The 26,218-nt window shown below is 70.0% G+C and carries 25 protein-coding genes; 16 read left to right on the top strand and 9 right to left on the bottom strand.

Annotated elements, in window-relative coordinates:
* Positions 1-16 precede the first annotated feature (16 nt).
* Entirely contained in the window at positions 17-1,633 is a 1,617-nt protein-coding gene (locus tag LRP67_RS03135; RefSeq protein ID WP_231268734.1) for an ABC transporter substrate-binding protein, read from the top strand.
* 120 nt (positions 1,634-1,753) lie between these two features.
* Here LRP67_RS03135 and LRP67_RS03130 read toward each other — a convergent pair whose 3' ends face one another.
* A complete protein-coding gene (locus LRP67_RS03130; RefSeq protein WP_231268733.1) occupies positions 1,754-2,254 on the bottom strand; it encodes a hypothetical protein in 501 nt (166 codons plus the stop codon).
* A 186-nt stretch (positions 2,255-2,440) separates the two neighbouring features.
* On the opposite strand from LRP67_RS03130, the gene LRP67_RS03125 reads away from it, so the two are divergent.
* Positions 2,441-3,313 carry a VOC family protein gene (locus LRP67_RS03125; protein WP_231268732.1) on the top strand — a complete coding sequence of 291 codons (873 nt, stop codon included), beginning with the start codon at positions 2,441-2,443 and terminating at the stop codon, positions 3,311-3,313.
* A 95-nt stretch (positions 3,314-3,408) separates the two neighbouring features.
* Here LRP67_RS03125 and LRP67_RS03120 read toward each other — a convergent pair whose 3' ends face one another.
* Together LRP67_RS03120 and LRP67_RS03115 are read right to left on the bottom strand one after the other, a co-directional pair.
* Entirely contained in the window at positions 3,409-4,263 is an 855-nt protein-coding gene (locus LRP67_RS03120; protein ID WP_231268731.1) for an alpha/beta fold hydrolase, read from the bottom strand.
* Between the two features lie 49 nt (positions 4,264-4,312).
* Positions 4,313-4,783: a cupin domain-containing protein gene (locus tag LRP67_RS03115; protein ID WP_231268730.1), complete on the bottom strand. Its 471-nt coding sequence runs from the start codon at positions 4,781-4,783 to the stop codon at positions 4,313-4,315.
* Positions 4,784-4,936: 153 nt separating this feature from the next.
* On the opposite strand from LRP67_RS03115, the gene LRP67_RS03110 reads away from it, so the two are divergent.
* Entirely contained in the window at positions 4,937-5,398 is a 462-nt protein-coding gene (locus LRP67_RS03110) for a hypothetical protein (protein WP_231268729.1), read from the top strand.
* 95 nt (positions 5,399-5,493) lie between these two features.
* Here LRP67_RS03110 and LRP67_RS03105 read toward each other — a convergent pair whose 3' ends face one another.
* The gene (locus tag LRP67_RS03105) at positions 5,494-6,231 is read right to left on the bottom strand and encodes an IclR family transcriptional regulator (RefSeq protein ID WP_269210975.1); all 738 of its coding nucleotides are present in this window, start codon (positions 6,229-6,231) and stop codon (positions 5,494-5,496) included.
* A gap of 537 nt (positions 6,232-6,768) precedes the next feature.
* Between LRP67_RS03105 and LRP67_RS03100 the strand changes: the two genes are divergently transcribed.
* From LRP67_RS03100 to LRP67_RS03090, 3 genes are all read left to right on the top strand, one after another.
* Positions 6,769-7,047 carry a ferredoxin gene (locus tag LRP67_RS03100; protein WP_231268727.1) on the top strand — a complete coding sequence of 93 codons (279 nt, stop codon included), beginning with the start codon at positions 6,769-6,771 and terminating at the stop codon, positions 7,045-7,047.
* A gap of 59 nt (positions 7,048-7,106) precedes the next feature.
* Positions 7,107-8,561 (top strand): SRPBCC family protein, encoded by a 1,455-nt coding sequence (locus tag LRP67_RS03095; RefSeq protein WP_231268726.1) that lies wholly within the window; start codon positions 7,107-7,109, stop codon positions 8,559-8,561.
* 185 nt (positions 8,562-8,746) lie between these two features.
* A complete protein-coding gene (locus LRP67_RS03090) occupies positions 8,747-9,724 on the top strand; it encodes an NAD(P)/FAD-dependent oxidoreductase (RefSeq protein WP_231268725.1) in 978 nt (325 codons plus the stop codon).
* Between the two features lie 111 nt (positions 9,725-9,835).
* On the opposite strand, the gene LRP67_RS03085 is transcribed toward LRP67_RS03090, so the two are convergent.
* Both LRP67_RS03085 and LRP67_RS03080 read right to left on the bottom strand, forming a co-directional pair.
* Entirely contained in the window at positions 9,836-11,425 is a 1,590-nt protein-coding gene (locus LRP67_RS03085; protein ID WP_231268724.1) for an FAD-dependent oxidoreductase, read from the bottom strand.
* A gap of 88 nt (positions 11,426-11,513) precedes the next feature.
* Entirely contained in the window at positions 11,514-12,068 is a 555-nt protein-coding gene (locus tag LRP67_RS03080; protein ID WP_231268723.1) for a VOC family protein, read from the bottom strand.
* Between the two features lie 222 nt (positions 12,069-12,290).
* Here LRP67_RS03080 and LRP67_RS03075 point away from each other — a divergent pair, with 222 nt between their 5' ends.
* The 4 genes from LRP67_RS03075 to LRP67_RS03060 all read left to right on the top strand — a co-directional run bounded on the left by LRP67_RS03075 (position 12,291) and on the right by LRP67_RS03060 (position 17,327).
* The gene (locus LRP67_RS03075; RefSeq protein ID WP_231268722.1) at positions 12,291-13,127 is read left to right on the top strand and encodes an SDR family oxidoreductase; all 837 of its coding nucleotides are present in this window, start codon (positions 12,291-12,293) and stop codon (positions 13,125-13,127) included.
* Positions 13,128-13,166: 39 nt separating this feature from the next.
* Positions 13,167-15,623, top strand: coding sequence for a CaiB/BaiF CoA-transferase family protein (locus LRP67_RS03070; RefSeq protein ID WP_231268721.1), 2,457 nt, complete (start codon positions 13,167-13,169; stop codon positions 15,621-15,623).
* 33 nt (positions 15,624-15,656) lie between these two features.
* Positions 15,657-16,706, top strand: coding sequence for a zinc-binding dehydrogenase (locus tag LRP67_RS03065; RefSeq protein WP_231268720.1), 1,050 nt, complete (start codon positions 15,657-15,659; stop codon positions 16,704-16,706).
* A 477-nt stretch (positions 16,707-17,183) separates the two neighbouring features.
* Positions 17,184-17,327 (top strand): cytochrome P450, encoded by a 144-nt coding sequence (locus tag LRP67_RS03060; protein ID WP_231268719.1) that lies wholly within the window; start codon positions 17,184-17,186, stop codon positions 17,325-17,327.
* Between the two features lie 153 nt (positions 17,328-17,480).
* Here LRP67_RS03060 and LRP67_RS03055 read toward each other — a convergent pair whose 3' ends face one another.
* Entirely contained in the window at positions 17,481-17,747 is a 267-nt protein-coding gene (locus LRP67_RS03055; protein WP_231268718.1) for a hypothetical protein, read from the bottom strand.
* Between the two features lie 76 nt (positions 17,748-17,823).
* Here LRP67_RS03055 and LRP67_RS03050 point away from each other — a divergent pair, with 76 nt between their 5' ends.
* The 5 genes from LRP67_RS03050 to LRP67_RS03030 all read left to right on the top strand — a co-directional run bounded on the left by LRP67_RS03050 (position 17,824) and on the right by LRP67_RS03030 (position 22,738).
* The gene (locus LRP67_RS03050; RefSeq protein WP_231268717.1) at positions 17,824-19,032 is read left to right on the top strand and encodes an amidohydrolase family protein; all 1,209 of its coding nucleotides are present in this window, start codon (positions 17,824-17,826) and stop codon (positions 19,030-19,032) included.
* The gene (locus LRP67_RS03045; protein ID WP_308189686.1) at positions 19,004-20,692 is read left to right on the top strand and encodes an OB-fold domain-containing protein; all 1,689 of its coding nucleotides are present in this window, start codon (positions 19,004-19,006) and stop codon (positions 20,690-20,692) included. The genes LRP67_RS03050 and LRP67_RS03045 overlap by 29 nt, the downstream gene beginning before the upstream one ends.
* An 84-nt stretch (positions 20,693-20,776) precedes the next feature.
* Positions 20,777-22,009 (top strand): CaiB/BaiF CoA-transferase family protein, encoded by a 1,233-nt coding sequence (locus LRP67_RS03040; protein WP_231268715.1) that lies wholly within the window; start codon positions 20,777-20,779, stop codon positions 22,007-22,009.
* Positions 22,010-22,095: 86 nt separating this feature from the next.
* Positions 22,096-22,284 (top strand): ferredoxin, encoded by a 189-nt coding sequence (locus LRP67_RS03035; RefSeq protein WP_231268714.1) that lies wholly within the window; start codon positions 22,096-22,098, stop codon positions 22,282-22,284.
* A 145-nt stretch (positions 22,285-22,429) separates the two neighbouring features.
* On the top strand, positions 22,430-22,738 hold the full coding sequence (locus LRP67_RS03030) for an FAD-dependent oxidoreductase (RefSeq protein WP_231268713.1): 309 nt from the start codon (positions 22,430-22,432) through the stop codon (positions 22,736-22,738).
* 605 nt (positions 22,739-23,343) lie between these two features.
* Here LRP67_RS03030 and LRP67_RS03025 read toward each other — a convergent pair.
* Positions 23,344-24,144, bottom strand: a complete 801-nt coding sequence (locus tag LRP67_RS03025; RefSeq protein ID WP_231268712.1) for a FadR/GntR family transcriptional regulator — start codon at positions 24,142-24,144, stop codon at positions 23,344-23,346.
* Positions 24,145-24,212: 68 nt separating this feature from the next.
* Entirely contained in the window at positions 24,213-24,995 is a 783-nt protein-coding gene (locus tag LRP67_RS03020; RefSeq protein WP_231268711.1) for an SDR family NAD(P)-dependent oxidoreductase, read from the bottom strand.
* Positions 24,996-25,112: 117 nt separating this feature from the next.
* Here LRP67_RS03020 and LRP67_RS03015 point away from each other — a divergent pair, with 117 nt between their 5' ends.
* Positions 25,113-26,213, top strand: coding sequence for an acyl-CoA dehydrogenase family protein (locus LRP67_RS03015; protein ID WP_231268710.1), 1,101 nt, complete (start codon positions 25,113-25,115; stop codon positions 26,211-26,213).
* The last annotated feature ends 5 nt before the right edge of the window (positions 26,214-26,218 follow it).

The raw sequence follows: 26,218 nt of genomic DNA, 5'->3' as shown, positions 1-26,218 counted from the left end.
GTGTGAAGGAAACTGCATGACGAAACGGACTTTCTGCGCGGGCGCCGTCATGGCGCTCGTGCTCACGGCCTGTGGTGGTGGCGGGGGTGAGAACCCCTCCGACATCAAGGTCGACGACGACGCCGGAGTCGGTGTCGAGCTGGCCGACGCCACGTGGGAGACCGACGTTGATCGCGACGCCACGGTGAAGTTCGCCACGAGCCTCTACATGGGCAGCGCCGACGCCCACGCCGCCGGCGCCACCGTCAGCACCCACTACTTCAACCTGCTCTACGACCGGCTGTTCTGGGCCTCCGCCAACGGCGAGCTGCGCGGCTACCTCGTGAAGGACTGGGAGTTCGTCGCCGACGGCCTCAGCCTGACCCTGCGCGACGACGCCACGTTCCACGACGGCTCCCCGCTCGACGCCGCGGCCGTGAAGGCCAACCTCGACCGTGCGCGCACGGCCGAGTTCAGCGCCTACCAGGAGGCGCTCAAGAACGTGACGGACGTCGAGGTCGTCGACGACTACACCGTGCTGGTCAAGACCGAGCCCAAGACGGGGGCCACGCTGCCCTACGTCCTCGCGGGCTGGGCCGGCATGATCATGAACCCGAAGTTCACCGAGGACTCCGAGGTGCTGCGGACCTCCGCGCCGGACGGCGTCGGCTCGGGCCCCTACAAGATCACCTCCTGGACCCCGGGCGAGGACACCGTGCTCTTCGAGCGCGTCGACGGGCACTGGGACCCGGCCGCCGGGCTGGCGGCCAAGATCGAGGTGAAGGCGATCACCGACCCCACGCAGGCGATGAACGCCGTCGCGACCGGGCAGTACGACGTCTTCCCGTTCAGCAGCGAGGCCGCCATCCAGGCCCTCGACAAGGCCAAGGCCGACCCGGAGAACCTGCAGACGAGCGAGCTCATCCCCTCCGGCTCGATCGTGGGTCTGTGGATGCGCGACCTAGTCGACCCGACCGTCCGCGAGGCGATCACCCTCGCCGTCGACCGTGACGCACTGGTCTCCCAGTACGCCGGTGGGGCGGTGCCCATCAACCAGCTGTTCGCCGAGGGTCACCCGGCCCACACGGACGCGGTCGACGAGTACACCAAGACCGACCCGGCCCGCGCCTCGGAGCTGGTCAAGGAGGCGCCCCAGGGCGCGACCTCCCTCACCATGGCCTACGTCGAGACCGGCCTCGACACCCGCGTGGCCCAGCTGGTCCAGTCCCAGCTCAAGAGCGTGGGCATCGAGCTGGAGCTGAAGCCCATGACGCACGCCTCGATCTACCAGGCGTGGTTCCAGAACCAGTTCGAGATGGTCCTGATGGGCAACGCCGGCCCCAACCACGCCTCGACGGGCATCTACGCCTCGCTCCTGCGCGGGGGCACCAGCTGGGGCGCGCCGGACTCGGCCATCGAGTCGATCGAGGCGGAGCTCCTGCGCGCCGAGGACCCGGCGATGGGCGAGACCGAGCGCCAGGAGGTCTACCAAGGCATCCTGGCCGAGGCGGCCAAGGAGCACTGGATCCTGCCGTTCGCGCAGCTGCGCAACCTCACCTTCGCCTCCGCCAGGGTGGTCAACATCCAGCCGGCGGTCCCGTTCCAGTACCAGTCCCTCGGGGACTACCGGTACCTGGGCGTGAAGGCGGACTGATCGACCGAGCACCGCGGCAGGCGCCCGACCCCCTGGGGGTCGGGCGCCTGTCCATTTCGCCTGCCCCTTCGCGTGGCCGGTCCGGCAGGTGGCCCCCACGGTGGCCAGAGCAGGGGCGGGCTAGCCGCGAGCGCCCTCGCTGCGGACCCACGCGGAGACCTGCTGCGTGTAGGCGCCGTACGCCGAGAGCGCCTCGGCCACGATCGCCTCGACCGCCTCGGGGTCGGAGTCCAGCGACAGCTGCAGCAGGACGTGGTGGGGTCCCTCGTCCGGGATCAGCCGGGGGACCAGCTCGGCGTCGATGACGCCGGCGCTCACGGCGGCCAGATAGGACTCCGACTCCCCGCGGGGGAACCGGTGGGCGACGCCTCGGGCCAGGTAGCCGTTGATCTCCACGGCGAGGTCGGCGAGGAAGAACATGATCCGCTCGGCGACCAGCCCGGCCGCGGGCTTGTCCTCCAGCAGCGAGGTGTTGAGCGGGCCGTACGACTCCAGTTGCTCGATCGACTTCTTCATGGAGATGAGGCGGTGGTCGATCGCGGCGAGGTCCAGGCGATCCACGCCGGGATCGCCGGAGGGACTGTTGCGCCGGGCTCGGGTGAAGTCGCCAATCGTGGACATCCGCTCATCGTTGCATGCCCGCCCTCACCGGGGGGCCGAACGCACCAGCCGCGGCTCGGCCTCGAAGCGGTTTCCGTTGGGCGGAATGGCCCACTCTCTACTGACTTTTCGCGCTGTTACGTTCGCGGGGCGGCTCCGCCACCGCCGGAACGGTGCGGTCGTGCCGCCTTCAGAAAGGAGCGCACGATGACCATCACCTCTCTTGGCTATGTCCGACTGGGCATCACCGACACTGAGGCTTGGCAGAGGTTCGGGGAAGACTTCCTGGGCATGATGCGGGTCGAGGGCGGGGACCCAGACTCGCTGTACTTCCGGATCGACCACTACCCCCCGCGGCTGGTGTGCACTCCGGCGGCGGAAGCGTCGATGACGGCGCTGGGCTTCGAGGTGATGAACGCCCGCGAGCTGGACAAGGTGGTGCGTGACGTCGAGGCCGAGGGGATCAAGGTCACGGCCGGCTCCGAGGAGGAGTGCGCCGAGCGTCGGGTCAAGCGGTTCGTCCGCTTCGACGACCCGGCCGGCAACCACCTCGAGATCTTCTGCGGGCCGATCTTCGACCACGTCCGGATCCAGACCCCGAAGGTCAGCGGCTTCGTCACCGGCAACCAGGGCATGGGCCACGTCATCGTGACCGCCGAGGACGTCGAGGCCGAGTTCGACTTCTACAACCGGGTCCTCGGCTTCGTCGAGCGCAACACCTCCGGGCCGGTCTACTTCATGGGCTGCAACCCGCGCCACCACACGTTCGGCATCGCGCCGCGTCCGGGGCCGGGCCAGCTCATCCACCTCATGCTCGAGGTCGCCGAGATCGACGACGTCGGGCTCGCCCTCGACCGGGCGGCCGAGATGGAGGTGCCGATGATGTTCAGCCTCGGCAAGCACACCAACGACCAGATGCTCTCCTTCTACGTCTACTCGCCGGAGAACTACGCCATCGAGTGTGGCTGGAACGGTCTGCAGGTCGTGGAGGAGGAGCCCTCGTACGAGATCACCGAGGGTGCGCTCTGGGGCCACAAGTTCACGCCGCCGCCGATGCCCGAGGGGGCGCCGGCGCCGTAACGGCAGCCCCCGCACCACGCAAGAAGGCCTCCCGCGATCCGCGGGAGGCCTTCTTGCTGTCGGGCCGGGGTCCGGACGAGCCGGACAACCAGGCGCTACAGGTCGCGCATCAGGAAGGAGAGCACGACGCTCTCGAACTCGGCCTTTCGCTCGATCATCGACCAGTGGCCGCAGTCGTGGAAGACGTGGAGCTCGCAGCGCCGGATCAGCCGCATCGCCACCAGGCTGCTGTCCAGCGGGGTGACGCGGTCGTCGCGCCCCCAGGTCAGCAGGGTCGGAGCCTGGATCTTGGACAGGGTCTCGACCTGCATGGCCGCCGTGCTGGACCGGTCGCCCATGGCCTTGAGCGACTGGCTGTTGAACAGCTTCCGCACGTCGGAGAGGGCGCCCGGGTCGGTGGCCGCCTTCCAGCGCATCTCGACGAACTCCTCGGTCAGGATGGCCGGGTCGTAGACCATCGACTCCATCCAGGTCATCAGCCGCTCCCGCGTCGGATCCTCGACGAACTGCACCAGGAGCTTGATGCCCTCCGGTGGGGAAGGGCTGAACACCGGGAGGCCGACGCCACCGATCGTGACCAGGCGGCTCACCAGGTCCGGCCGGTTCGCGGCCAGCGCCGCGGCGATGTTGCCGCCCATGGAGTTGCCCACCACCGGCAGCGGTCCCAGCGACATCGCCTCGAGGAAGTCCAGCGCCGCGGGCAGCGCCGCCGGCATGGGGTTTCCGTCGAGCGAGTAGCTCTTCCCGAACCCGGGGAAGTCCAGCATGATCGTGCGGAAGTGCTGGGCGAACGCCGGCAGGTTGCCGCTGTAGTTTGCCCAGGCGCTGACTCCCGGGCCGGACCCGTGCAGCAGCAGGATCGGCGGGCCGTCCCCTGCTTCGTGGTAGTGCAGGGTCCCCCGAGCGGTCTCGATCGTCCTGCGGGTGCCGTCATGGGTCAGGTCGGTCATCTGGTGTGCTCCTCGGCCTGCGTCGGGATGGGTCGGGGCGGCGCGGGACTCAGCGGGCCACCCAACCCTCGTTGTGCCAGACGGTCTCCAGCTCGGAGACCGGGCGCGGCCAGGTCTCGATGTACGTGACGCCCGAGGGGCCCGCCGTCATCGTGTAGGCGGTGCCCGCGCGGCTGAGGAACACGTCGCCGGCGCTGACGACGACGGTCTCCCGGCCGTCGCCCTCGTCGTACTCGATGCTGTACTCGCCCTGGAAGACGAAGAGCATCTCGTCCACGTTGTGGTGGTGCCTGGGGACGACGAAGTTCGGCTTCACGCGCAGGGGGTTTCGGTTGAACCGTGGCATGTCGATCGGCTTGGTGGTCGTGAACATCTCTTCGCGGAAGGTCTTCGCGAAGTCGACGGGAGCGTCGGCGAGCAGGCCGCCGTCGTTCCAGAAGTAGCTGGGCGTGCTCTGCTGGTCGAGGTTCATGGGCACCCAGTCGGCGTCGTCGATCAGGTCTCCGAAGGTAAAGGTCATGAACCGACGCTAGGGCCCTGGGCGGGAGCATGTCTGTGGCCTGTCCCGTTCGATGGAACCGGCTGGGCTCGGTGCCCAGGCGTGGAGCGAACGCGATTCCGCCAATCGGAATCCGGCGGGGACACCCATCGATCGGGTGGGCAGGGTGGGCGCATGCCAATTCACAAGTTCCCGCTGATCACCGACGAGGGCTGGGTCGACCTGCCCGTCGATCAGAGCTCGCCGACCTACCTCTGGGACGAGGGCGGGCTGCTGCGCGACGCCCCGGTAAATATGGAGAAGACCTTCGGTGGCCAGATGTTCATCCAGACGCAGATGGACCCGGCGTTCAACATCAACGGGCTTCGCTGTGCGCCCGGCTTCGCCGTGCCCCGCCACCACCACAACCTTGCGGAGATGATCATCGTCTTCCAGGGCGAGTTCCACGTGACCTGGGGCCGAGACCGGGAAGAGGGCAGCCGGACGATCGGACCGGGCGAGTTCTGGATCAGCGAGGCGGAGACGCCGTACCTGATGACGGCCGGCCCCGAGGGTGTCACCTACACCGAGACCTGGCCGGAGCCGATGTCGACCCTGAAGACGTGGTGGCACAACGAGGGCTGGGTCGCTCGCTGACCCGATGCCCCGGGGCCGCCAGCTGACCCACGGCGCCCCAGGAGGGGAGCCGCGGGTCAGCCCAGGAGCAGCATGGAGACCTGAGGGCATCTGGGTCAGGCGACGCTTCCACGTCCCTGGGGCGTGGTGCTGCACGTGGCGTTCCAGATGGCGGCCGAGGTGCGTCTCACCTCCTCGCTCACAGATCCGAGCTGGACCTGACCCTTCGGCCCGGTCACCGACACCGCCGCCAGGGCGCGCCCGGCGTCGCGCACAGGGCTGGCGACGCAAATCAGACCGTCGTGAGCCTCACCCTTGTCGTAGGCGACGCCCGACTCACGGATGCGCCGGACCTCGGCCCACATCTGTCCGGCGTCGGTGATGGTGGAGGCGGTGCGCGCCGGCATCGGTGCGGAGAAGACGGCATCCAGCGCGTCGTTGTCGAAGGCGAACAGGGCCTTGCCCAGGCCGGTGCAGTAGGCCGGCTTGCGTCCCCCGCGCCGGGATGGGACCTTGAACCTGCTGGACGTGACCCGGTCCAGGTAGACAATCTCGGCTCCGTCCAGGATGGCGAGCTGCACCGCCATCCCGGTCTTGGCGGCGAGTGCCCGCAGGTGCGGGGCAGCGGCGTCGTGGAGCCGGGTGCCCTCCACCGCGAGGCTGCCGAGCTCGAAGAGCCGCAGTCCGATCCGGTAGCCGCTGGGGTCGCGCTCGATCCAGCCGGCGCTGCACAGCTGCTCGGTCAGCCGGTGCAAGGTGGACTTGGGCAGCGAGGTACGTACGCTCAGCTCGCCCAGGCTGATGGTCCGGGGTCCGCCCTGGAACGCGTCCATGATGGTGGCGATCCTTCCCATCACGGTCCGCTGCGGCGCGTTCGGGCCGCCATCGGGACCTAGATCGTGGGCGAGAGGCGGGCCCGGCGCCGGCGACCTGGCGGGCTGGGACGCAACGCGCCCGGCGTCGCCCTGGCGGATCATCGTGTGACTCATGTGACCTCCATGGAGTTGGGAACGCGCGCCCGCCGCAGCGTGGTGCTCCCAGTGCGAGAAGTGTGGGCAGGCTTCAGAGACCTCGGTCTTCGGCGTGCGATTAGGACCCCGATTCGAGCATTCAACTGGTTTAGTTATCTAAATGAATTGTGAGCCCCATCACCAGGAACGTCAAGAGAGCGCGCAGGACACGCGACGGGGCACTGGGTACGGCGACGCCAGGCGACGATTCCGAGCAGCGGAAGGTTCGGTTTCACCTAATGGAACAGGCGCTGTGGGTCCGCGGCCGATATAGGTGTAATCGAGCGAACAGTTAGCGCGATGTGTTGAGATGGCCCCCGCATGCCGAGTGGCGGGCCGAGGCGAACAGAATCCTGTGCCAGGGACTTGGAGGTTGTGCGAATGAGCGATAGAGCGCTTCGGGTGTGGATCGAGCAGAAGCTCTGCACCGGAGACGGGCTGTGCGTCCAGTACGCCCCCGAGGTCTTCGAGTTCGGCGACGACGGCCTCGCCTACGTCAAGAAGGAGGACCTCCTCCTCCATGACGAAGGTGCGCAGGCAGACGTTCCCGAGGACCTGAACTCGGACGTGATCGATGCCGCCGACGGGTGCCCGGGCAACTGCATCCACGTGGTCCGCGCTCTCGACGGGGTCGAGATCGCTGGGCCGGACGCGGACTGAGGTCCGACCCGCCGCGCCTGTGTTACTAAGTTTCATGACGAGTTGAGGAAGTGAACGAGATGACGACGATGTTGACGGGTCAGCCCCCGTTGCAGACGGGTCCGGCCCCGTTGAAGGGACAGACCCCCACGTTCGCGGGGGACGTAGACCCGGACCTGGTGCCCGAGAGGTTCCGTCTGGCGCGCGCCTACGTGCCCAAGGAGCGCTACCTCACCCAGGAGTTCCTGGACCTGGAGCTGGAGAAGCTCTTCAAGCGCACGTGGCTCATGGCCTGCCGGGTCGAGGAGCTCCAGGGCGTCGGCTCCTTCGTGGAGTACGAGATCGGCTCGCACTCGATCCTCGTGGTCCGCGAGGCCAAGGACTCGATCCGCGCCTACTTCAACGCCTGCCGCCACCGCGGCACCCGCCTGACCCGAGGCCGCGGCCGCGTCGGCTCGATCATCTGCCCGTTCCACGGCTGGCGCTGGAACCTCGACGGCTCGGTCCGCCTGGTCCTGGACCGCGAGGAGTTCGAGCCGCGCTCGGACGAGGACCTCGGGCTCGTCGACGTCCAGGTCGGGACCTGGGGCGGCTTCGTGTTCATCAATATGGACCCCCAGGCGATGCCGCTGCTGGACTACCTCGACCCCATCGTGCGGATCTTCGAGCCGTTCCAGCTCGAGAACATGCGCATCCGCTGGCACAAGGAGATCGTCCTCGAGTGCAACTGGAAGACCGCGCTGGACGGGTTCCTGGAGGCGTACCACGTCGCCGGGACCCACCCGCAGCTCTTCCGGCTGAACAAGGACAACACCAACATCCTCTCGCTGGCCGAGATGGAGCAGCGCGCGTGGTCCCCGACGACGACCTACGAGCGGCACTCGCACTACTCCTCGGTGGGGGAGAAGAAGCCCGACGGCGTCAAGGACCCGACCAACCGCACCACCAAGGGCGCCATCGACGAGCGGATGAGCGTCGCGCTGTCGGTGCAGTACATCTACGACGACATGCGCGGGCTTGAGAACGACCGCGCCTGGCGCGCGGCGGAGAAGCTCAAGACCGCTGACGTGCCCGAGGGCATGCCCGCCGGCCAGTACTACCTCGAGCTCTACAAGCAGCTGTGCATCGATGAGGGCTACGAGTGGAACGACATCACCCCGGAGCAGTGGGCTGAGGCCGGCACCGCGTGGAACGTCTTCCCGAACACGATCATCCTGCCCAACCAGGGCTCGGCCTTCGTGTACCGGGCGCGGCCCTATCTGAACGACCCCAACAAGTGCACCTTCGAGGTCTTCGCCCTGGACCAGATCCCGGCCGCCGACTACAACAAGAAGCACGACGTCCAGCCGCAGTTCTTCGAGGACTACCGCGCGGCCGACATGGGGGTGGTGTTCACCCAGGACATGATGAACGCCAAGGAGGTCACAGTCGGGATGCACTCTCCCAGCTTCGACGGCCACCGCCTGAGCGAGTACCAGGAGATGACCATCTACAACCACCACCGGGTGGCGGACCGCTACCTCTGGTCCGACTGACCTGGCCCGGAGCTGGGCCGCGCGGGGGGCCCAGCTTCGTGATCGCGCCGGCGCGTGCCGGCGTGTCCTCCCGTTGCATCGGTCCCTGCACCCTCCGCCTCGCCGGTCGGGTGCAGGGACCGCTGCTCGTTCCCAGTCCGCGACGAGCACCGTGGTGACTCTCGCCCTACCAAGGAGGCCGGCAGATGCCCGTCACCACTGACATCCTCATCGTGGGGGCCGGCCCGGTGGGCCTCTACGGCGCCTACTGCGCCGGGTTCCGCGGCCTGAGGACCGCCGTCGTCGACGCACTGCCGACGTGCGGCGGCCAGATCACCGCGCTGTACCCCGAGAAGGAGATCCGCGATGTCGCGGCGGTCCCCTCTGCGAAGGGGCGCGAGATGGTCGATGCCCTGAAGGCGCAGGCCGACACCTTCGATCCCCACTACCTCCTGGGCCGCCAGGCCGTCTCCCTGAGCCGGACGGAGGACGGGCGCCCGCAGGTCGCGCTGTCGGACGGCACGGTCGTGGAGGCGGGGGCGGTGGTCCTGACGGCCGGGATCGGCACCTTCACCCCCCGCACCCTGCCCGCCGGCGAGGAGCTCCTGGGTCGCGGCCTGAGCTACTTCGTGCCCTCGCTCGAGGAGTACCGCGACCGCGACGTCGTCGTGGTGGGGGGTGGCGACAGTGCGGTCGACTGGGCGCTCGCCCTGCAGCCCGTGGCCCGCTCCGTCGTGCTGGTGCACCGCCGCAGCGCCTTCCGCGCCCACGCGGCGAGCGTGCAGGAGGTCTACCGCAGCGGCATCGACATCGTCACGGACGCCCAGGTCTCCGCGCTGTACGGCGAGGCCTGGCTCAGCGAGGTGCACCTGAAGGTGGACGGGGAGGACGAGGTCCGGGTGCACAAGGCCGACGCCTGCGTCGCTGCGCTGGGATTCATCAGCAACCTCGGTCCACTCGCCGAGTGGGGCATCGAGCTCGACCGCCGGACCATCGTGGTGGACACGCGGATGCGCACCAACCTCGACGGCGTCTACGCGGCCGGGGACATCACGTCGTACGTCGGCAAGGTCCGGCTGATGTCCGTCGGGTTCGGCGAGGTGGCCACCGCGGTGAACAACGCAGCGGTCGCGCTGGACCCCTCGCTGCAGCTCTTCCCAGGCCACTCCACCGACGCCACCTGACCTGCGCTCCACCCCGCCCCAGCGGCGCCGGGCCCCCAACGCCACCAACGCGAAGCGCCCTCCCTCTGATCGCAGAGGCAGGGCGCTTCGTGCGTGTCGGGTCGCTCGCCGTCAGGCGATCTCGCCGGCCATGTCGCGCGCGGCGACCCACGAGAAGACCATCGACGAGCCGACCGGTCCACCGGCGCCGGGGTAGATGCGACCGGACATCGGCGCCATCGCGTTGCCGGAGGCGTACAGGCCGGGGATGACCTCACCCTCGGTGTTAAGGACGCGAGCGCGCTCGTCGGTCTTCACCCCGCCCTTGGTCCCGAGGTCGGAGAGCACGATCTGAGCCGAGTAGAACGGGCCCTGGTCGATCACGCCGATGCAGGGGTTGGGGCCGTCGGTGTGCGGGGAGACCGCCTTGGTGATCATCTGGTCCCATGGGGTCTCGCCGCGGTGGAAGTCCTCGTCGACTCCGCTGCGGGCGAAGTCGTTGAACCGGTCGACCGTCTTGATGAGAGCGCCGACTGGCAGGCCGAGCTTCTCGGCGAGCTCCTCGAGCGTGTCGGCCTTGGTCAGCACCCCAGCCTCGGTGAACTTCTCGGCGTCGAACCAGCCGCTCGCCTGAGGGTTCACCGGCAGCCCCGCGAAGGCCCGCTCGTTGTCGATCTGACGCTGGTCGAACACCCAGTGGGTCGGGAACGCCGAGACGCCCGGCTTCCTGTGCTCCTCCAAGATGGCGTGCCCGGCGCGGTCGTAGGGGAGGCGCTCGTTCATGAAGCGCTCACCGTTGGAGTTCACGAAGATGCCGCTCCACACCGTGGTGAAGAAGATCGGGCGGGTGTTGGGCACCACGAGGCCCGGTGCATACCACGCCTCCTCGAGCAGGTCGGTCGCGGCACCGATCGCCATCGCCGCCTGCAGTGCGGTGCCGGTGTTGCCAGGCGCGCCCTGGGTCCAGGTGTCGCCGACCAGGGGCTCATAGTTCTTGCGCAGCTCCGCGTTGCGCTCGAAGCCGCCGGAGGCGAGCAGCACGCCGCGGCTGGCCCGGAAGCGCTTCTTCTCACCCTCGGGCGAGGTGGTCTCGACGCCCACGACGGCGCCGTCCTCGACGATGAGGGTCTCCAGCGCGGTGTTGGTCAGCACGGTGCCGTTGCCGGTCCCCACGAAGGCGAGGAGCGATCGGGCGACCAGGGCCTGACCGCCGCTCATGGTCTCGTCGACCGGGTCGCCCCAGCGCTCGGTCCAGAGGGGACGACGGACGAGGGGCTCCAGGTCCCCGAGCTCGGAGCGAGCGATGTCCTGGGGGAAGATGGTGCGGCCGTCCTGGAGGGCGTTCGGGGCGTCGGCGAAGTAGTCCGGGACGCCGAGCCAGAAGAACTGGCCGAACTGGGGGTTCTTCTCGAGCTCGTCGATCAGCGGCCCCCCTGCCTGCAGGAAGGTCTCGCGCAGGCTGGCGGGAGAGTCGTCGCCCACGATGGCGTCCAGGTACGGGCGCGCCTCGTCGGGGCCGCTGTTGACTCCGCCTCGCTTCTCGGCCGCGTTGCCCGGAAGCCAGATACCGGCACCGGAGTAGGCGGTCGTCCCGCCGATGAACTCGGTCTTCTCGATGACCAGGGTGCGCAGGCCCCGAGAGGCCGCGGCGTAGGCGCCGACCAGGCCGGCTCCGGACCCCACCACGATCACGTCGTACTCAGCAGAACTGTCGCTGCTCATGCATGCTCCTTCCAAGAGCTTTTCAGGTGCCGATGCCCGGCCCGCAGCGTGGCTGCGGGCGAGGGCGTGCCGGCGGGATGGGTCGGGCTCAGTCCCGAGCTGCGTTCGAGGCTGCCTCGAGCTGAGCGAAGAGCTTCCCTTCAGACTCGTCGGCCTCCATCACCTCGACGTAGTGGCCGAGCTCGGCCGTCATGTCGAGGTAGCCGAACCGGATGCCGCCGCTGTCGCCCCACTGAGCCCAGGACCGCCCGCTCTTCTCGACGACCGCAGTCGCGGCGTCGAAGTCGTCGACCATGAACCCGAGGTGGTGGATGGTGGCGGCCTCGTTGGGCCGGATCGCGCCCCGGTACAGGTCGACCGAGCCGCTGACCGGCCGGATCACCTCCAGGTTGGTCGGTCCGGAGTTCACCAGGGCCACGTCGATGACCCACTCGTCCGCGGGCTGTCCGCCCACCACGACGAACGGGCTGCGCGGCGCGTCTGGGTCGCTCGGCGGCGTGCCGCCGCCCAACGAGGAGCCGTAGTGCGTGACGCACGTGACCGTGCCGAGCTTGGCCTCCAGGAAGGCCGTGGCGGCGTCGATGTCGTCCGTGACGTATCCGACCTGGACGAAGTTGCGGAATAGGTCGCTGAGTTCGCGCACCTGCACCTCCTGTGTGGCGACGGATCGCTCCGCCGTGCGGGATGATTGTGGGTGATCGGGATCACCTTCCGCGGGCACCACCCCGGTGGGCCATCTCCGGTCCCATTACGCGGAATCACACTCACACATCGCCCCGGTACATAACAGATGACTGATTGATATCAATGGTCTATTGTGCTTCACTGGCGCCCATTCTGGCCACGTGACGTGGAGAAGAGGGATATGAGGACGGGCACGAACGAGCGGCCGGGACATCCGATCGCCCTGGTCATCGGCGGGGGCGGCATGGGGATGTCGACGGCTCGCCGGCTCGGCCAGTCCCATCGGGTGGTCCTCGCCAGCCAGTCCGCCGCCGCGAACGTGGCGCGCGAGGCCAGCTTGCGTGAGGACGGCATCGACGCCGTCGCCGTCGAGTGCGACATCACCGACCGGGCCTCGGTCGCCGAGCTCCAGGCCTTCGTCGCCGCGCGCGGACCTCTCCGAACGCTGGCCCATGTCGCCGCGCTCTCGCCGTCGGTCGGCACCTGGCGTGAGCTGCTCGAGGTCAACCTCGTCGGCGCCGCCCTGATGGAGGAGGCCTGCCTCGAGCTGGCGGGCCAGGGCACCGCGGCGGTGTTCGTGTCGTCGACCGCGGGACACCTGGCCGATGCCCCGGCCGCCGACGTCGTCGCGGTGCTGGACGATCCGCTGGCGCCCGACCTGGCCGGCCGCCTGGAGGCGGTATGGGACGAGCACACCTCCATCTCGGCCTACCGGCTCTCGAAGTACGCCCTCATGCGGATGTGTCGCATGCGGGCGGGCGCGTGGGGCGCCAAGGGCGCGCGCATCGTGTCGATGTCCCCGGGTCCCATCGCGACGCCCATGGGCGCCCGCGAGCTCGAGGGTCCGAGCCGGGACATCAAGCTGGGACTCATGGCGCAGCTCCCGCTGGCGCGCGAGGGCACCATGGTCGAGAGCGCGGACGCCATCGAGTTCCTGAGCTCCGACCGCGCCTCCTACATCACCGGGACCGACCTCCTGGTCGACGGCGGCATGGTCGCCGCCACCCGCCCGCGCTGACGCGCGGCCATCCACTTGCCGACTGATGACGGAGTCACGATGACCGAGATCGCTGCCGACCCCCCCCGCGCGACCGGTCCCCTCGCCGGCCTCGTCGTCGTCGACCTGTCGACGACGCTGCCGGGCGCCCAGGCCACCCAGTTCCTCTCCGACGCGGGCGCCGACGTCGTCCTCGTGGAGCCGCCGGGCGGCAGCGGGATCCGGCGTGACCCCGGGTGGCCGGGACTGCTGCGGGGCAAGCGCAGCGTCACCCTGGACCTCGGGGGCCCGGAGGGCCGGACCTCCCTCGAAGGGCTGCTGGCGACCGCGGACGTCGTGGTCACGACGATGCGCCCCGCGGCGGCCGAGCGGCTCGGGCTCACCGCGGGCCGGCTGGCCGAGCGTCATCCCCGGCTCGTCGCCGCCATGATCACCGGCTGGGGCAGCACCGGTCCGTGGGCCGACTACAAGGGCTACGAGGCCCTGATCATGGCGAAGACCGGGGTGCTCCACTCCAAGCGTCAGCTTTCTCCCGGCCCTGACCCCGCCTACGTCTCGGTGCCGTACGCCTCCTTCGGTGCCGCGCACACGGCCGTCCAAGGGATCCTCGCCGCACTCATCGAGCGGGAGTCCAGCGGGCTGGGCCAGGTGGTCGAGACCAACCTCGTGACCGGCGTCGGCGCCTACGACACCTACAACTGGTTCTACGAGATGATCCTGCGCCGCTTCCCCGACGCCTTCCAGCCCCAGGTCGCGGCCTTCGACCCCGAGGGCCGACCCCAGTCGCGACTCATGTACGCCCTGCTCGTCGGTGCGACGAAGGACGGGACCTGGATCCAGGCGGCGCACACCGCCCCCCGGCTGATGCAGGCGTGGCTGACCGAGCTCGGGCTCGCGGAGGAGGTGACCCAGCCCAAGTGGGCCGGCTTCCCGGATCTGCCGACCGCGGATCTGCGCCACGAGTGGTGGGTCAAGATGCTGGAGCGGGTCCGTGAGCGGACTCGCGAGGAGTGGGAGGAGGTGTTCGCCCGCAACAGCAACGTCTTCGCCGAGCAGTTCCGCAACCCCGACGAGGCGCTCGACCACCCGCAGCTGCGCCACGAGGGGCGCACGGTCACCGTCGAGGACCCCGATCTCGGCCCCGTGCGGCAGCCCTCCACGCTGGTGCACGTGGCCGACGGCCCGCTCTCGGCGATTCGGCGGGCCCCCCGCGCGGGTGAGCACTCCGCGGAGACCCTCCGCGCGGCCGCTGCCCGGCGCGCCGAGCCGGTGGCGCCGTCGCCCCCCGAGGCCGGCCTGCCCCTCGCCGGCGTGACGATCCTCGAGCTCGGCGGCATGTTCGCCGCGCCGTACGGAGCGACCCTGCTGACCGACCTCGGCGCCCGCGTGATCAAGATCGAGCCCCTCGACGGCGACCTCATCCGTCACGTGATGGCCTTCCCCGAGGCGGGGGGGGCCAAGGTGCTCCAGGGCAAGGAGAGCGTGGCCCTCGACCTGCACCGGCCGGAGGGCCGAGCGGCGGTCCTGGAGCTGGTCGGGCGGTGCGACGTCGTCTTCCACTGCTTCCGGGTCGGGGTGGTGGAGCGCCTCGGACTAGACGAGGCGTCGCTGAAGGCGATCAACCCCGACCTCGTCTACCTCAGCTCGCCGGGCTACGGCACGGACGGGCCGTACGCCGGCAAGCCCGCCTACGCGCCCTCCATCGGCGCCGCGTCCGGGATCTCCGTGACCGACGCGCCGCTCGCGCCCACGGATCCGCAGGATCTCGAGGACGTGATGAGAGGCGCCCGGCACCTCTATGCCGGCGGGACCGTACCCGCGGTGCAGTCCGACGGCGTCGCCGCACTCGGCGTGGGATCGGCGCTCATGCTCGGGCTCTACGCGCAGCGTCGCGGCATCCGGCTGCAGGGGATGAAGACCTCCATGCTGGCCAGCTGCACGCAGGCGTTGATCACTCGCAACACCAGCTATGCCGCACGCCCCGAACCGGCGGTGGTCGACGCCGACTTCCGCGGCCTCGGTCCCCTGTACCGGCTCTACCGGGCATCGGACGGCTGGGTCTTCCTCGCGGCTCCCAGCCGGGGCGAGTGGGAGGGTCTCGTGGAGGCACTGGACGATCCCGAGCTGGGCGCGGACCGCTTCGCCTCGGCCGCGGGGCGTGCCGAGCACGCCCGCGAGCTCGAGGCCGTGCTCGAGCGAGTCTTCGCCATGCGCCCGAAGGACCAGTGGGAGACGGACCTGACCAAAGAGGATCTCGGCTGCGTCGCGGTGGCCGGGGAGAACTCGGAGTGGGTCATGCAGACCGACGAGTTCCACGCCGCCGGCTACGCGGTCGACGCCGTCAGCCCGATCTTCGACGAGCACCGCCGAGTGGCGCCGCCCTACCGCTTCTCGCGCAGCACCACCAAGGCCGACTCCGGCTGCACGCTGGGCCAGCACACCGACGCCGTCCTGCGCGAGATCGGCTACGACGACGAGCGGATCGCCGCGCTCCGCGACAGCGGCATCGTCCGCTGACGCCTGCTCCGACCCGATCGAAGGAGAGACCACATGACCCAGATGAGCCGTGCCGTCGTGATGCCCGGTGACGGGACCTGGGAGCTGCGCGAGCTGCCGGTGCCCAACCCGCCGGCGGGAGGGGCGGTCCTCCGGGTCGAGGCCGTGGGCATGTGTCACAGCGACATCGACCACATGAACGGCATCATCCACACGCCGTGGGGCGGCGCCTACCCCTCGGTGCCCGGGCACGAGATCGTCGGCCGCATCGACGCGATCACCGACGACGCCCGCAAGCGTTGGGGTGTGATGGAGGGCCAGCGGGTCGCGGTGCGCGAGTCGGTGCCGCTTCCCGGCGGCATCCGGGTCTACGGACACGACTTCGGTGTGGACGAGCGCTCCGGCCTGCTCGGCGGGTACGCCGACTACATGGAACTGCTGCCCGAGACGCTGGTCGAGCCACTGCCCGAGGACGTGCCGGCCGACGAGCTCACGCTGTGGGAGCCGCTGGCGATCGCCGTGCGGTGGGCCACCGCGGTGAAGCCAGGTGACTCCGTGGCCATCCTGGGCCCGGGGCACCTCGGTCTGGCCGCGGTGTCGGCCGCCCGCGCGGCGGGCGCCGAGCGGATCTTCATCACCGGCACGGCGTCCGACGGGCTGCGGCTCGAGGCCGCGCGCGGCCTGGGGGTCGAGGAGGCCATCGACATCAGCGTCGTCGATCCTGTCGAGCACCTCCGCTCGGTGGTCGAGGACGGGGTGGACGTCGTGATCGACGCGGCGTCGGGGTCCGCCGCGACCGTCACACAGGGCATGCAGATGGTGCGCCGCGGCGGCTCGGTGGTCATCGGCGGCCTCAAGGACCGCAAGCCGGTGGAGGGCTTCATCAGCGACTGGATCCCCATGCGCCAGCTGCACATCCACGCGGGCTTCCCCGGCGATCACGTGAAGACCGCCGTGGAGCTGATCACCCAGGGGCGGGTGCCCACCAAGGAGCTCCTCGGCGAGACGATCACCCTCGACAACCTCGACGACGGGCTGGCCATGCTGGATCGCCGGCTGCCCGATCGCGACGCGATTCGGCTCGCGCTCAGCCTCGCCGACTGAGCATCCGGGCACCCGTGCTCGCCGCTCGCGGCGACCGAGGCCCCGTGGGTCCCGCGCGTGAGAGCGGGCTTCCCGCGTGGCCGCCGCCTAGCGCCCCGGCACCGGAGCAGGCGGAGAATCGGGGCGACAAATGTGACACAGAGCACTATCGTTTAGGTGTATCTCACAGATAGATAAGTGCGCGATTTGCCGCACCCATCACCGTGGTGACGCGACCTTTCCTCGAAAGGCATCCATGACTGCAATCGACCGCCCGGCCGCCGAGCCAGGGACCTGCCCGGTGAAGAACTTCGACTACCGGGCCTCGGGGCCTGTCGGCTCGCACTTCGAGACCTACGACGGGCTTCCGCGAGGAGCATCCGTGGTTTGCAACGATATGGAGCCAGGCTTCTGGACCATGGTGAACCACGAGGGCATCCCCGGGAGCGGGCGATTGAGCTCGTCGAGACGCTCGCTCCCCGCGGCGGGTGCGACTTCATGGAGGACTTCGCGCAGAAGTTCCCCACCTCGATCTTCCTCGAGCTGATGGGCCTGCCAGTCGAGGAGCTTGCGCAGTTCATGAAGTGGGAGTCGGCTCTGCTGCACACGAGCCTGGGCACCCCTGAGGAGGTCCAGGCGTGACTGGACGCCATGACGCACATCCAGGAGCGGTTCCGCACGCTGATCGAGGAGCGCCGGGTACATCCCCTCGACGACACCGTCAGCCGGTCGGCGCGGTTCGAATCCGCGGCGAGCCGGTCGCGGAGAGCGACCGCAGCACCCGGCCTTCTGACCCTATCGCGACGGGGGTCGGTAGTTGAGGAAGCCGGTCTCGCCCGGGCGCGCCTCGGCGTCCTGGCTGATGCGCTCCAGAGCCGCCTGCAGGGCGCTGCGGCGAGTCTCCAGCCGGCTCCGCTCATCGGGATCCGCGCACTGCGCGACCGCGTCCTCGATGGCCCGGACCTCCTGCTGGAGGCGGGTGCCGGACTCGTTGAACGTCAGCAGGTCGTGGTCGTCCTCGTCGGCCCCGTGGGGCTGGGGACGGGCCTCGTCCGCGGTCATGTGCAACACCTCCATTGTTGTGACATAGATTAATAGGTTATATGATGCAACCCACGTCGAGAGAAGGGTCAGCAAGATGCCGCTCCAAGACCACATGCAGATCGTGTCGGTGGACGACCACCTGATCGAGCATCCCCGCGTCTTCTCCGACCGGCTGCCGAAAAAGTTCGTCGCGGAGGGGCCCCGCATCGTCGAGGACGAGCAGGGACGACACGTGTGGCACATGGAGGACGACGTCTTCCCCTACATCGGCCTCAACGCCGTCGCGGGCAAGGAGCCCTCGGAGTTCGGCATGGAGCCACTCCGCTTCGACGACATGATCCCCGGATGCTACGACCCGGTCGCCCGGGTCAAGGACATGGACCTCGACGGCGTCCAGGCGGCCTGCTGCTTCCCGTCCTTCCCCGGCTTCGGCGGGCGGGTGTTCCTGCGCGCCAAGGACAAGGAGCTCGGCCTCGCCTGCATCAGGGCGTGGAACGACTTCCACATCGACGAGTGGTGCGCCTCGGCGCCCGGGCGCTACGTCCCCCTCGCGATCCTGCCGCTGTGGGACGTCCAGGCCTCGGTCGAGGAGCTGCGCCGCGTCGCGAGCAAGGGGGTGCGCACCGTCTCCTTCCCTGACAGCCCGGTGCCGCTGGGCATGCCCTCGTTCCACAGCGACCACTGGGACCCGCTCTGGGCGGTGTTCGAGGAGACCGGGATCCCGGTCAGCCTCCACTTCGGCTCGGGGAGCTTCGTGCCGGGCTTCTCGGCGTCGGCCTCAGCCCTCGCCAAGGGGGGTGCCTTCAAGTCGGTCTCCGAGCGGATGGACCTCGGTGAGGCCAAGGACGAGGCGCCAACCGCGGTCTCCTTCGCGCTGTACGCGACCAACCTGATGTGGACCACGGTCGACCTGATTTTCTCCGGGAAGCTGCAGAAGTTCCCCGGACTGAAGTTCATGCTCGCCGAGGGCGGCATCGGCTGGATGCCCTACATCGCCGAGCGTGCCGACGCCGTCTGGGAGCGGCACCGCTACTACCAGCCCATCGACTTCGACCAGCGCCCGAGCGAGCTGCTCCGCAAGCACTTCTGGGGCTGCTACATCACCGACGAGTTCGGCCTGAAGAACCGGCACGAGATCGGCATCGACCGGATCTGTGTGGAGGTCGACTACCCCCACTCCGACTCGGTCTGGCCCAACAGCCGCAAGCTGATCGGTGAGTCGCTCCTGGACGTGCCGGACGACGAGGTGCACCGCATCGTGGAGCTGAACGCGCGTGACGTCTTCAACTTCCCCCGGCTCTGACGCCGAGCCGGTCCCGATCGTTCGACCGCTGCCCCAGCCGACGCTGGCCAGCGAGAGGTTCTGGACCTCGGGGGCCGACGGGGTGCTGCGCATCCTGCGGTGCCCGGCGTGCGGGTCCCGCACGCATCCGCCGACCCCGCGGTGCCGGACGTGTCACGGGCCCGGCCTCGAGTGGGAGCCGGTCTCGGGCCGCGCAGTGGTACTGGGCTTCACCGTGAACCACCAGCAGTGGCTGCGCGACATGCCGCCGCCGTACGTCGTCGCGGTGGTCGCCCTGGTCGAGGACCCGGCGGTCCGGCTCACCACCAACCTGGTCGGTGTCGAGGCCGAGGACCTCCGGGTCGGGATGCCGGTGCGGGTGCGGTTCGAGCAGAGCGGCGACGTCCACCTGCCGCTGTTCGAGCCCGATCCGGAGCGCGCCGACGCGTGCGTCGACGTGCCGGAGCCGCTGGCGGCTGCGCCGGCCGTCCCCGCGCTGCTCTCGGCGCAGAAGTTCGAGGAGCGGGTCGCGCTCACCGGCGTCGGCCAGTCCGAGGTCGGTCGCCGGCTGATGGTCGACCCCGTCGAGCTCGCGGTGTCGGCCTGCGAGGCCGCGGTCGCCGACGCCGGCCTGACGATGGCAGACATCGACGGCATCTCGACCTACCCCGGGCGTTCGGGCTCGCCCGGCATGTCGGAGGGCGGGGTGCCGCCCGTCGTCGAGGCCCTCGGCCTGCGGCCCACCTGGATCAACGGAGCGGGCGACACCCCCGGGCAGGCGGGGGCGATCATCGCGGCCATGCTGGCCGTGTCGTCGGGCCTGTGCCGCCACGTGCTCTGCGTCCGCACGGTGTGGGAGGCGTCGTTCGCGAGCATGGTCCGCGACGGTCGCTGGGATGCCACCGCGGGCCGGGCCACCGGGATCATGGAGGAGCGGGCGCCGTACGGCGCGATGTCGGCGGCCAATTGGATCGGCATCCATGCCTCGCAGTACTTCCACCGCTACGGTGCCGACCGCTCGCTCCTCGGGACCGTCGCGGTCAGCACCCGCGCACACGCCGGCCGCAATCCTGAGGCGATCTACCGTGACCCGATCACGATGGCGGACTACTACGCGGCCCGGATGGTGACGACCCCCTTCGGCCTCTACGACTGCGACGTCCCGGTCGACGGAGCGGTGGCCGTCATCGTGTCGGCCGTCGAGACAGCGGCGGACCGTCCTCGGCCCGCGATCCTCGTCGACGCGGTCGGCACCCACGTCAGCGAGCGACTGAGCTGGGACCAGGGGACGCTGACTCATGAGCCGCAGACCTGGGGCCCGGCGCGCCACCTGTGGAGCCGCACCACCCTGCGGCCCGACGACGTCGACCTCGCGCTGCTCTACGACGGGTTCACCTTCAATGCGGTGTCCTGGCTGGAGGCGCTCGGGTTCTGCGGTCCCGGTGAGGCCACCGGGTTCGTCGACGGCGGCCGTGCCCTCGCGCTCGACGGGGCCCTGCCGCTCAACCCGCACGGCGGCCAGCTGTCGGCAGGGCGGCTGCACGGCTTCGGCTACGTCCGCGAGGCGATGATCCAGCTGCGTGGGCAGGCCGGTGAGCGTCAAGTCGCCGACTCGAAAGTGGCCGTGGTGACCACCGGAGGCGGCGCGCCGGGCAGCGCGCTCCTCCTGCGGACCAGCTGATCCAGTCCACAGACCCAGAGCGCACCCAGACCAGGGCACCACGGCCCGCTTGCGGCGGGCCGACTACCAACCGAGGAGATGACGATGCAACAACCGATGGCGGGCGTACGGGTACTGGAGGTGGCGCAGTTCACCTTCGTGCCGGCGGCGGGTGCGGTGCTGGCCGACTGGGGTGCCGAGGTCATCAAGGTCGAGCATGCCGAGCTCGGGGACGGCCAGCGCGGCCTGACCAACGTCCTGGGGGTCGAGGCGATCAGTGCCGGCAGCAGCTTCTCCCCGATCTTCGACGGGCCCAACCGGGGCAAGCGCAGCATCGGGCTCGCCCTGGAGAAGCCCGAGGCGCGCGAGGTGCTGCACGAGCTGATCCGGCAGAGCGACGTGTTCCTCACCAACTACCTCCCCCGCACCCGGGAGAAGCTGGGCATCGACGTGGAGGACGTCCGCAAGATCAACCCCGACATCATCTACGTGCGCGGCTCGGGCTTCGGCGGTCGTGGGCCCGAGGCCACCAAGGGCGGCTACGACATGACGTCCTTCTGGGCTCGCGGCGGCAGCGGCGCGGGCGCGACCCTTCCCGACGCCGAGCGGCTGACCCCGCTCCCCGCCGGCGGCTACGGCGACAACCTCGGCGGGCTCACCATCGCCGGGGGCGTCGCCGCGGCGCTGTACGCGCGCTCGACCACGGGGGAGACGTCGGTCATCGACGTCTCGCTGCTGGGCGTGGGCGCCTGGGCCACGCAGTTCACGGTTAACCTGGCGCTGATGGCCGGCCAGGTGCCGCCCCGGCCGCCGGTGCCGCGGCACGGGTCCGCGCGCAACCCCCTGGTGGGCAACTACAAGACCGCCGACGACCGCTGGCTGGTGTTCTCGATGCTCCAGCCCGGCCGCTACTGGCCCGGATTCTGCGCCGCGGTCGGGCGTGGTTACCTCCTGGAGGACGAGCGCTTCGCGACCGTCGAGAAGCTCATGGACAACGCCCCCGCCGCAGCCGAGATCGTGGCCCAGATCATCTCCACGATGACCTTCGACGCGGTCGCCGACGTGCTGGACACCATCGACGGGCAGTGGGCGGCGGTGCAGGACTCCTGGGGCGTGGCCAACGACGTCTCCCTACGCGCCAACGGCATGATCGTCACCGTCGAGGACGCCGAGGGCGTCTCGCGTGAGCTGGTCGCGAATCCGGTCCAGTTCGACGAGACCCCGCCCGCGCTCCGGCGCGGCCCTCAGTTCGCCGAGCACACCGACGAGGTCCTCCGCGAGCTCGGCATCTCCGACGAACGCCTCATCGAGCTGAAGATCGCCCGCGCCATCACGTGAGCCGTGGGCGCGGGCATGCTCGCGACCACGGCCCGCTGACCGCCCCTGAGCGCCACGCCCACCGAGGAAGAGAGCAGGAGAAGCAGATGAAGGCAGTCATCGACATGCTGAAGTGCTCGGGGCACGCTCGGTGCTACGGGATCGACCCGGACCTGTTCCAGATCGACGACATCGGCTACGCGCTCCGCTCCGAGTTCGGCGTGTCCGACGGTGCCGAGGACCGGGCTCGCCTGGGCGCGAAGGCATGCTCGGAGCGGGCCATCACGCTGCAGTGAGCGCGGCTGCCGACGCCTTTCGGGCTGCTGCGCTACGGCGTCGCCCCGGACCACGTGACGGTCAGGAGTGCGACCTCGGACCTGCAGCAGGTGCTCGACCGTCCTTCGGTGCGGCTCTTCTGCAACGTCGAGGTGGGGCCGCGACGTGACCGTGGCCGAGCTGCGCCGCCGCTACGACGCCGTCGTGTACGCCACCGGAGCCGACGCCGATCGCGCGCTCGGGGTACCCGGCGAGGAGCTCGCCGGGAGCACCTCGGCGACGTCCTTCGTGAAGTGGTACAAAGCCCACCCCGAAGCGGGCCCCTTCGACCTCACCATGACCAGGAACGTGGTCGTGGTGGGTGCGGGCACCGTGGCCCTGGACGTCACCCGGATCCTGCTCAAGGACGCCGGGGAGCTGCAGGAGGCGGACCTCGCGGCGCCCGTGCTGAGCATGCTGCAGGCGACGCGGTGACCGACGTGCACGTGCTCGCGCGCCGGGGCCCCGAGCACGCAGGTTCTCGACCAAGGAGGTCAACGAAGTGGGGATCCTCGCCGGCGTCGACGTGGTCGTCGGCGGTGCGAGGCCGCTCGTGGACCCGCCGCCGGACTGCACCCCGATGGCCCGGCGCAACCTCGGCTTGCTCCAGACTTGGGCCGAGCGGGAGCCGGCGGGGGCTGCCCGACGCCTGCACCTGCACTTCGGCACCCGGCCCGTGGTGATCGACGGCCCGGCTCGGGCTCGGTCGGCGCGCGTCGCGCGCTCGACGGCACCGCCGCGGTGCTCCCGGCCGACCTCGTGCTGCGCCGTGGGATCGCTCTCGCCAGAGCCCCGGGGTCGCCTTCGACGAGGAGACCTCCACGATCCCGCACGAGGAGCATCGCGTGCTCCGGGAGGCGGCCCAGCCTCGGGGAGTACGCCGTGGGGTGGGCCAAGCGCGGGCCGGTGGGCATCCTGGGGCGGAGCCGGTCGGACGCCGGCGAGACCGTCCGCGCGATCTCAAGGACCGGGAGCGGCTCCTGGCCCCGCGCGTCGCCACCGACGATCCACTAATCAGATGGCTTCGTCGAGAGGCCCGCTCAGTCGAACAGGTCGACGATGGGCTTGGTCTTGAGGTCGTCCTTGAGCAGGTACTGGGCGGCGCCCTGCATGTGCGAGTGCCAGTGCTTCTCGGCGCCGGCGGCGTCCTTGGCCTTCAGCAGGCGGATCAGCTTCTGGTAGGAGCGGATCGCCCGCTGGAAGCGCTCGGGGCTGTCGTCGTCGCTGTGGGAGATCGCGATGCGCGTGCGCAGGTGCGTGGCGACGATGTCTTGGAGCACGGCGCCCTGAGTCGCGAGGGTCTTGTTGCCGCACCGCTGCAGGATGATCTCGTGGAAGTGGTAGGTGAGCCGCGACCAGGTGTCGGGATCGGGCGCGAAGCGGTCCGTCCCGGCCACCTGTGCCTTGAGCTGCGCCACCACCTCGGCGAGGTCGTCCAGGTCCTGCTGGGTGCGACGCCCGGCCAGGAGGCGCGCGCACGGCGGCTCGGAGATCATCCGGGCCGTGTAGACGTCGTCGATGGTGGTGCCCTGGATCTGCAGCAGCAGCCCGACGTACCGGGCGGCCACTGACGCATCGGGAACCATCACCTGAGCGCCGCCCCGACTGCCGCGGCGCACGCTGATGAGTGACTCCGCCTCCAGGATCCGGAACGCCTCGCGGAGCGTAGGGCGGGAGACGCCGAACTGCTCCATGAGCTGGAGCTCGGGGGGCAGGGTCTCGCCGGCCTTGAGCTCCCCGCGCACGATCTGACGACGTAGGTGGGTGGCGATGAGCTCCGCCGTCTTGGGTGCGCGCATGACCACTCCGATGGGGGAGCGCTGCGGGCTGACTGATGGCATGGTGGCCATCCTACGCACTACAATCCGCAGATCAGCATACCTAACTACTGGTATATAACGGCCTGCGGTCAGGCGTTGCCGCCCTTGGGCGTGAACCGCAGTGCCCCGTCGAGACGGATCGTCTCGCCGTTGAGGTAGACGTTCTCCGCGATCTGCTGCGCCAGCTGTGCATACTCCTCCGCGCGCCCCATCCGCTTGGGGAAGGGGACCGCCGCGCCCCAGTAGGCATCGAGCTGCTCGGGGTCAGCGTTGCGGAAGGCGGGCGTGAGGAACGTGCCTGGCGCGATCGTGACCACGCGGATGCCGGACGGCGCCAGGTCGCGCGCCAGCGGGAGCGTCATGGCGACGATGCCGCCCTTGGCCGCGCCGTAGGCGGCCTGGCCGATGGTGCCGTCGTACGCGGCGATGGAGGCGGTGTTGATCAGCACTCCGCGCTCGCCGTGCTCGAGCGCCTCCGTGCGCGCGATCGCCGCCGCCGCGAGCCGGTTGATGTTGTAGGTCGCCTCCAGGAAGATGCCGACCACCCGGGTAAAGGACTCCTGGGGTGCCGGCCGGCTCTCCCGGTCGAGGGTGCGCGGTCCGCCGGGCCCGCCGTGGGCGACCACGGCGATCCGGAGCGGGCCGAGCTCGGCGGCGGCGTCGACGGCGGCCTGGATGCTCTGCTCGTCGGTCACATCGGTGCGCACGAAGAGCGCGCCCGCGCCGAGGTCGTCGGCCACGGCGCGACCTTTCTCCTCATCGAGGTCGCAGACGACGACCTTCGCGCCGGCGGCGTGCAGCCTCCGGCTCGTGGCCGCGCCGAAGCCGCCGCCGCCGCCTGCTACGAGCGCCACCGCGCCACGTATGTCCATGCTCCACCCCTCATCCCGGGCCCGGGGCCTCCGGGCTTGACCATTCTACCGTAGAGTTGAATCAGTTCTCTGAATCAACTATCTTTCGGTGATCGAGTGGGCGAGGAGAGGCACGTCATGAGCAGCGATCACCACGACGACCTGCGTGCCCTGGTCCGCCGGTTCCTTGAGGAGCGGTCCCCGTCCAACGAGGTGCGCCGCCTGATGGACTCCCCGGACAGCCGCGACGACCAGGTCTGGACCATGCTGGCCGCCCAGCTGGGCCTGACGGGGCTGGTGGTCCCGGAGGAGCACGGCGGCGCGGGCCACGGTCCGGTCGAACTGGGCATCGTGATGGAGGAGATGGGCCGCGCCCTGCTGGTGGCGCCGTACTTCTCCACCGCCCTCGCGGCCATGACCCTGGCGTGGTCCGGAGACCAGGACGCCTGCGCCCGGTGGCTGCCGGGCATCGCCGCCGGCACCGTGACCGGGACGGTCGCGCTCGATGACGCGGGATCGGCCTGGGACCCCGACGCGGTGGCCGCACGCGCGCACCACGACGGCGAGGTCTGGCGCGTCAGCGGCGAGAAGCGCTTCGTCGTCGACGGCCACAGCGCCGACCTGCTGCTCGTCGCGGCGCGCGCCGAGGACGAGGTGGCCGTGTTCGCCGTGGCGGGCGAGGCCCCCGGCCTGACCCGCACCAAGCTGGACTACCTCGACCGCACCCGTGACCTGGCGTCGGTCTCGCTGCGCGACGCGCCCGCGGTCCGCATCGCGGGTGCCGGCCCGCACGACTGGCTGGACCGGGTCTACGACCTGGCGCTGACGGCGCTCGCCTCCGAGCAGGTCGGCGGTGCCGCGCGTTGCCTGGAGCTGGCCGTCGAGCACGCCAAGCTGCGCGAGCAGTTCGGGCGGCCGATCGGGTCCTTCCAGGCGATCAAGCACAAGTGCGCCGTCCTCCTGCTGGAGGTGGAGTCCAGCCGCTCGGCCGCCTACCACGCCAACGCCGCGGTGGCGGCCGGCGACGAGCACGCCTCGGTCGCCGCCGCGCTGGCCAACTGCTACTCCGCGGAGGCCTTCGTGCACGCGGCGAAGGAGTGCATCCAGATCCACGGCGGCATCGGCTACACCTGGGAGCACGACGCCCACCTCTACCTGCGCCGTGCCAAGTCGAGCGAGCTGCTCTTCGGGGCGCCGGCCAGCCAGCGTTCGCGGCTGGCCGACCTGGTCGGGATCTGAGGGCA

Origin of the sequence: Nocardioides sp. cx-169 (assembly GCF_021083605.1) — a bacterium.
Taxonomy (GTDB): Bacteria; Actinomycetota; Actinomycetes; order Propionibacteriales; family Nocardioidaceae; genus Nocardioides.
Note: the sequence above shows the minus strand (reverse complement) of the source record. Positions and strands in the feature narration are given on the sequence as shown.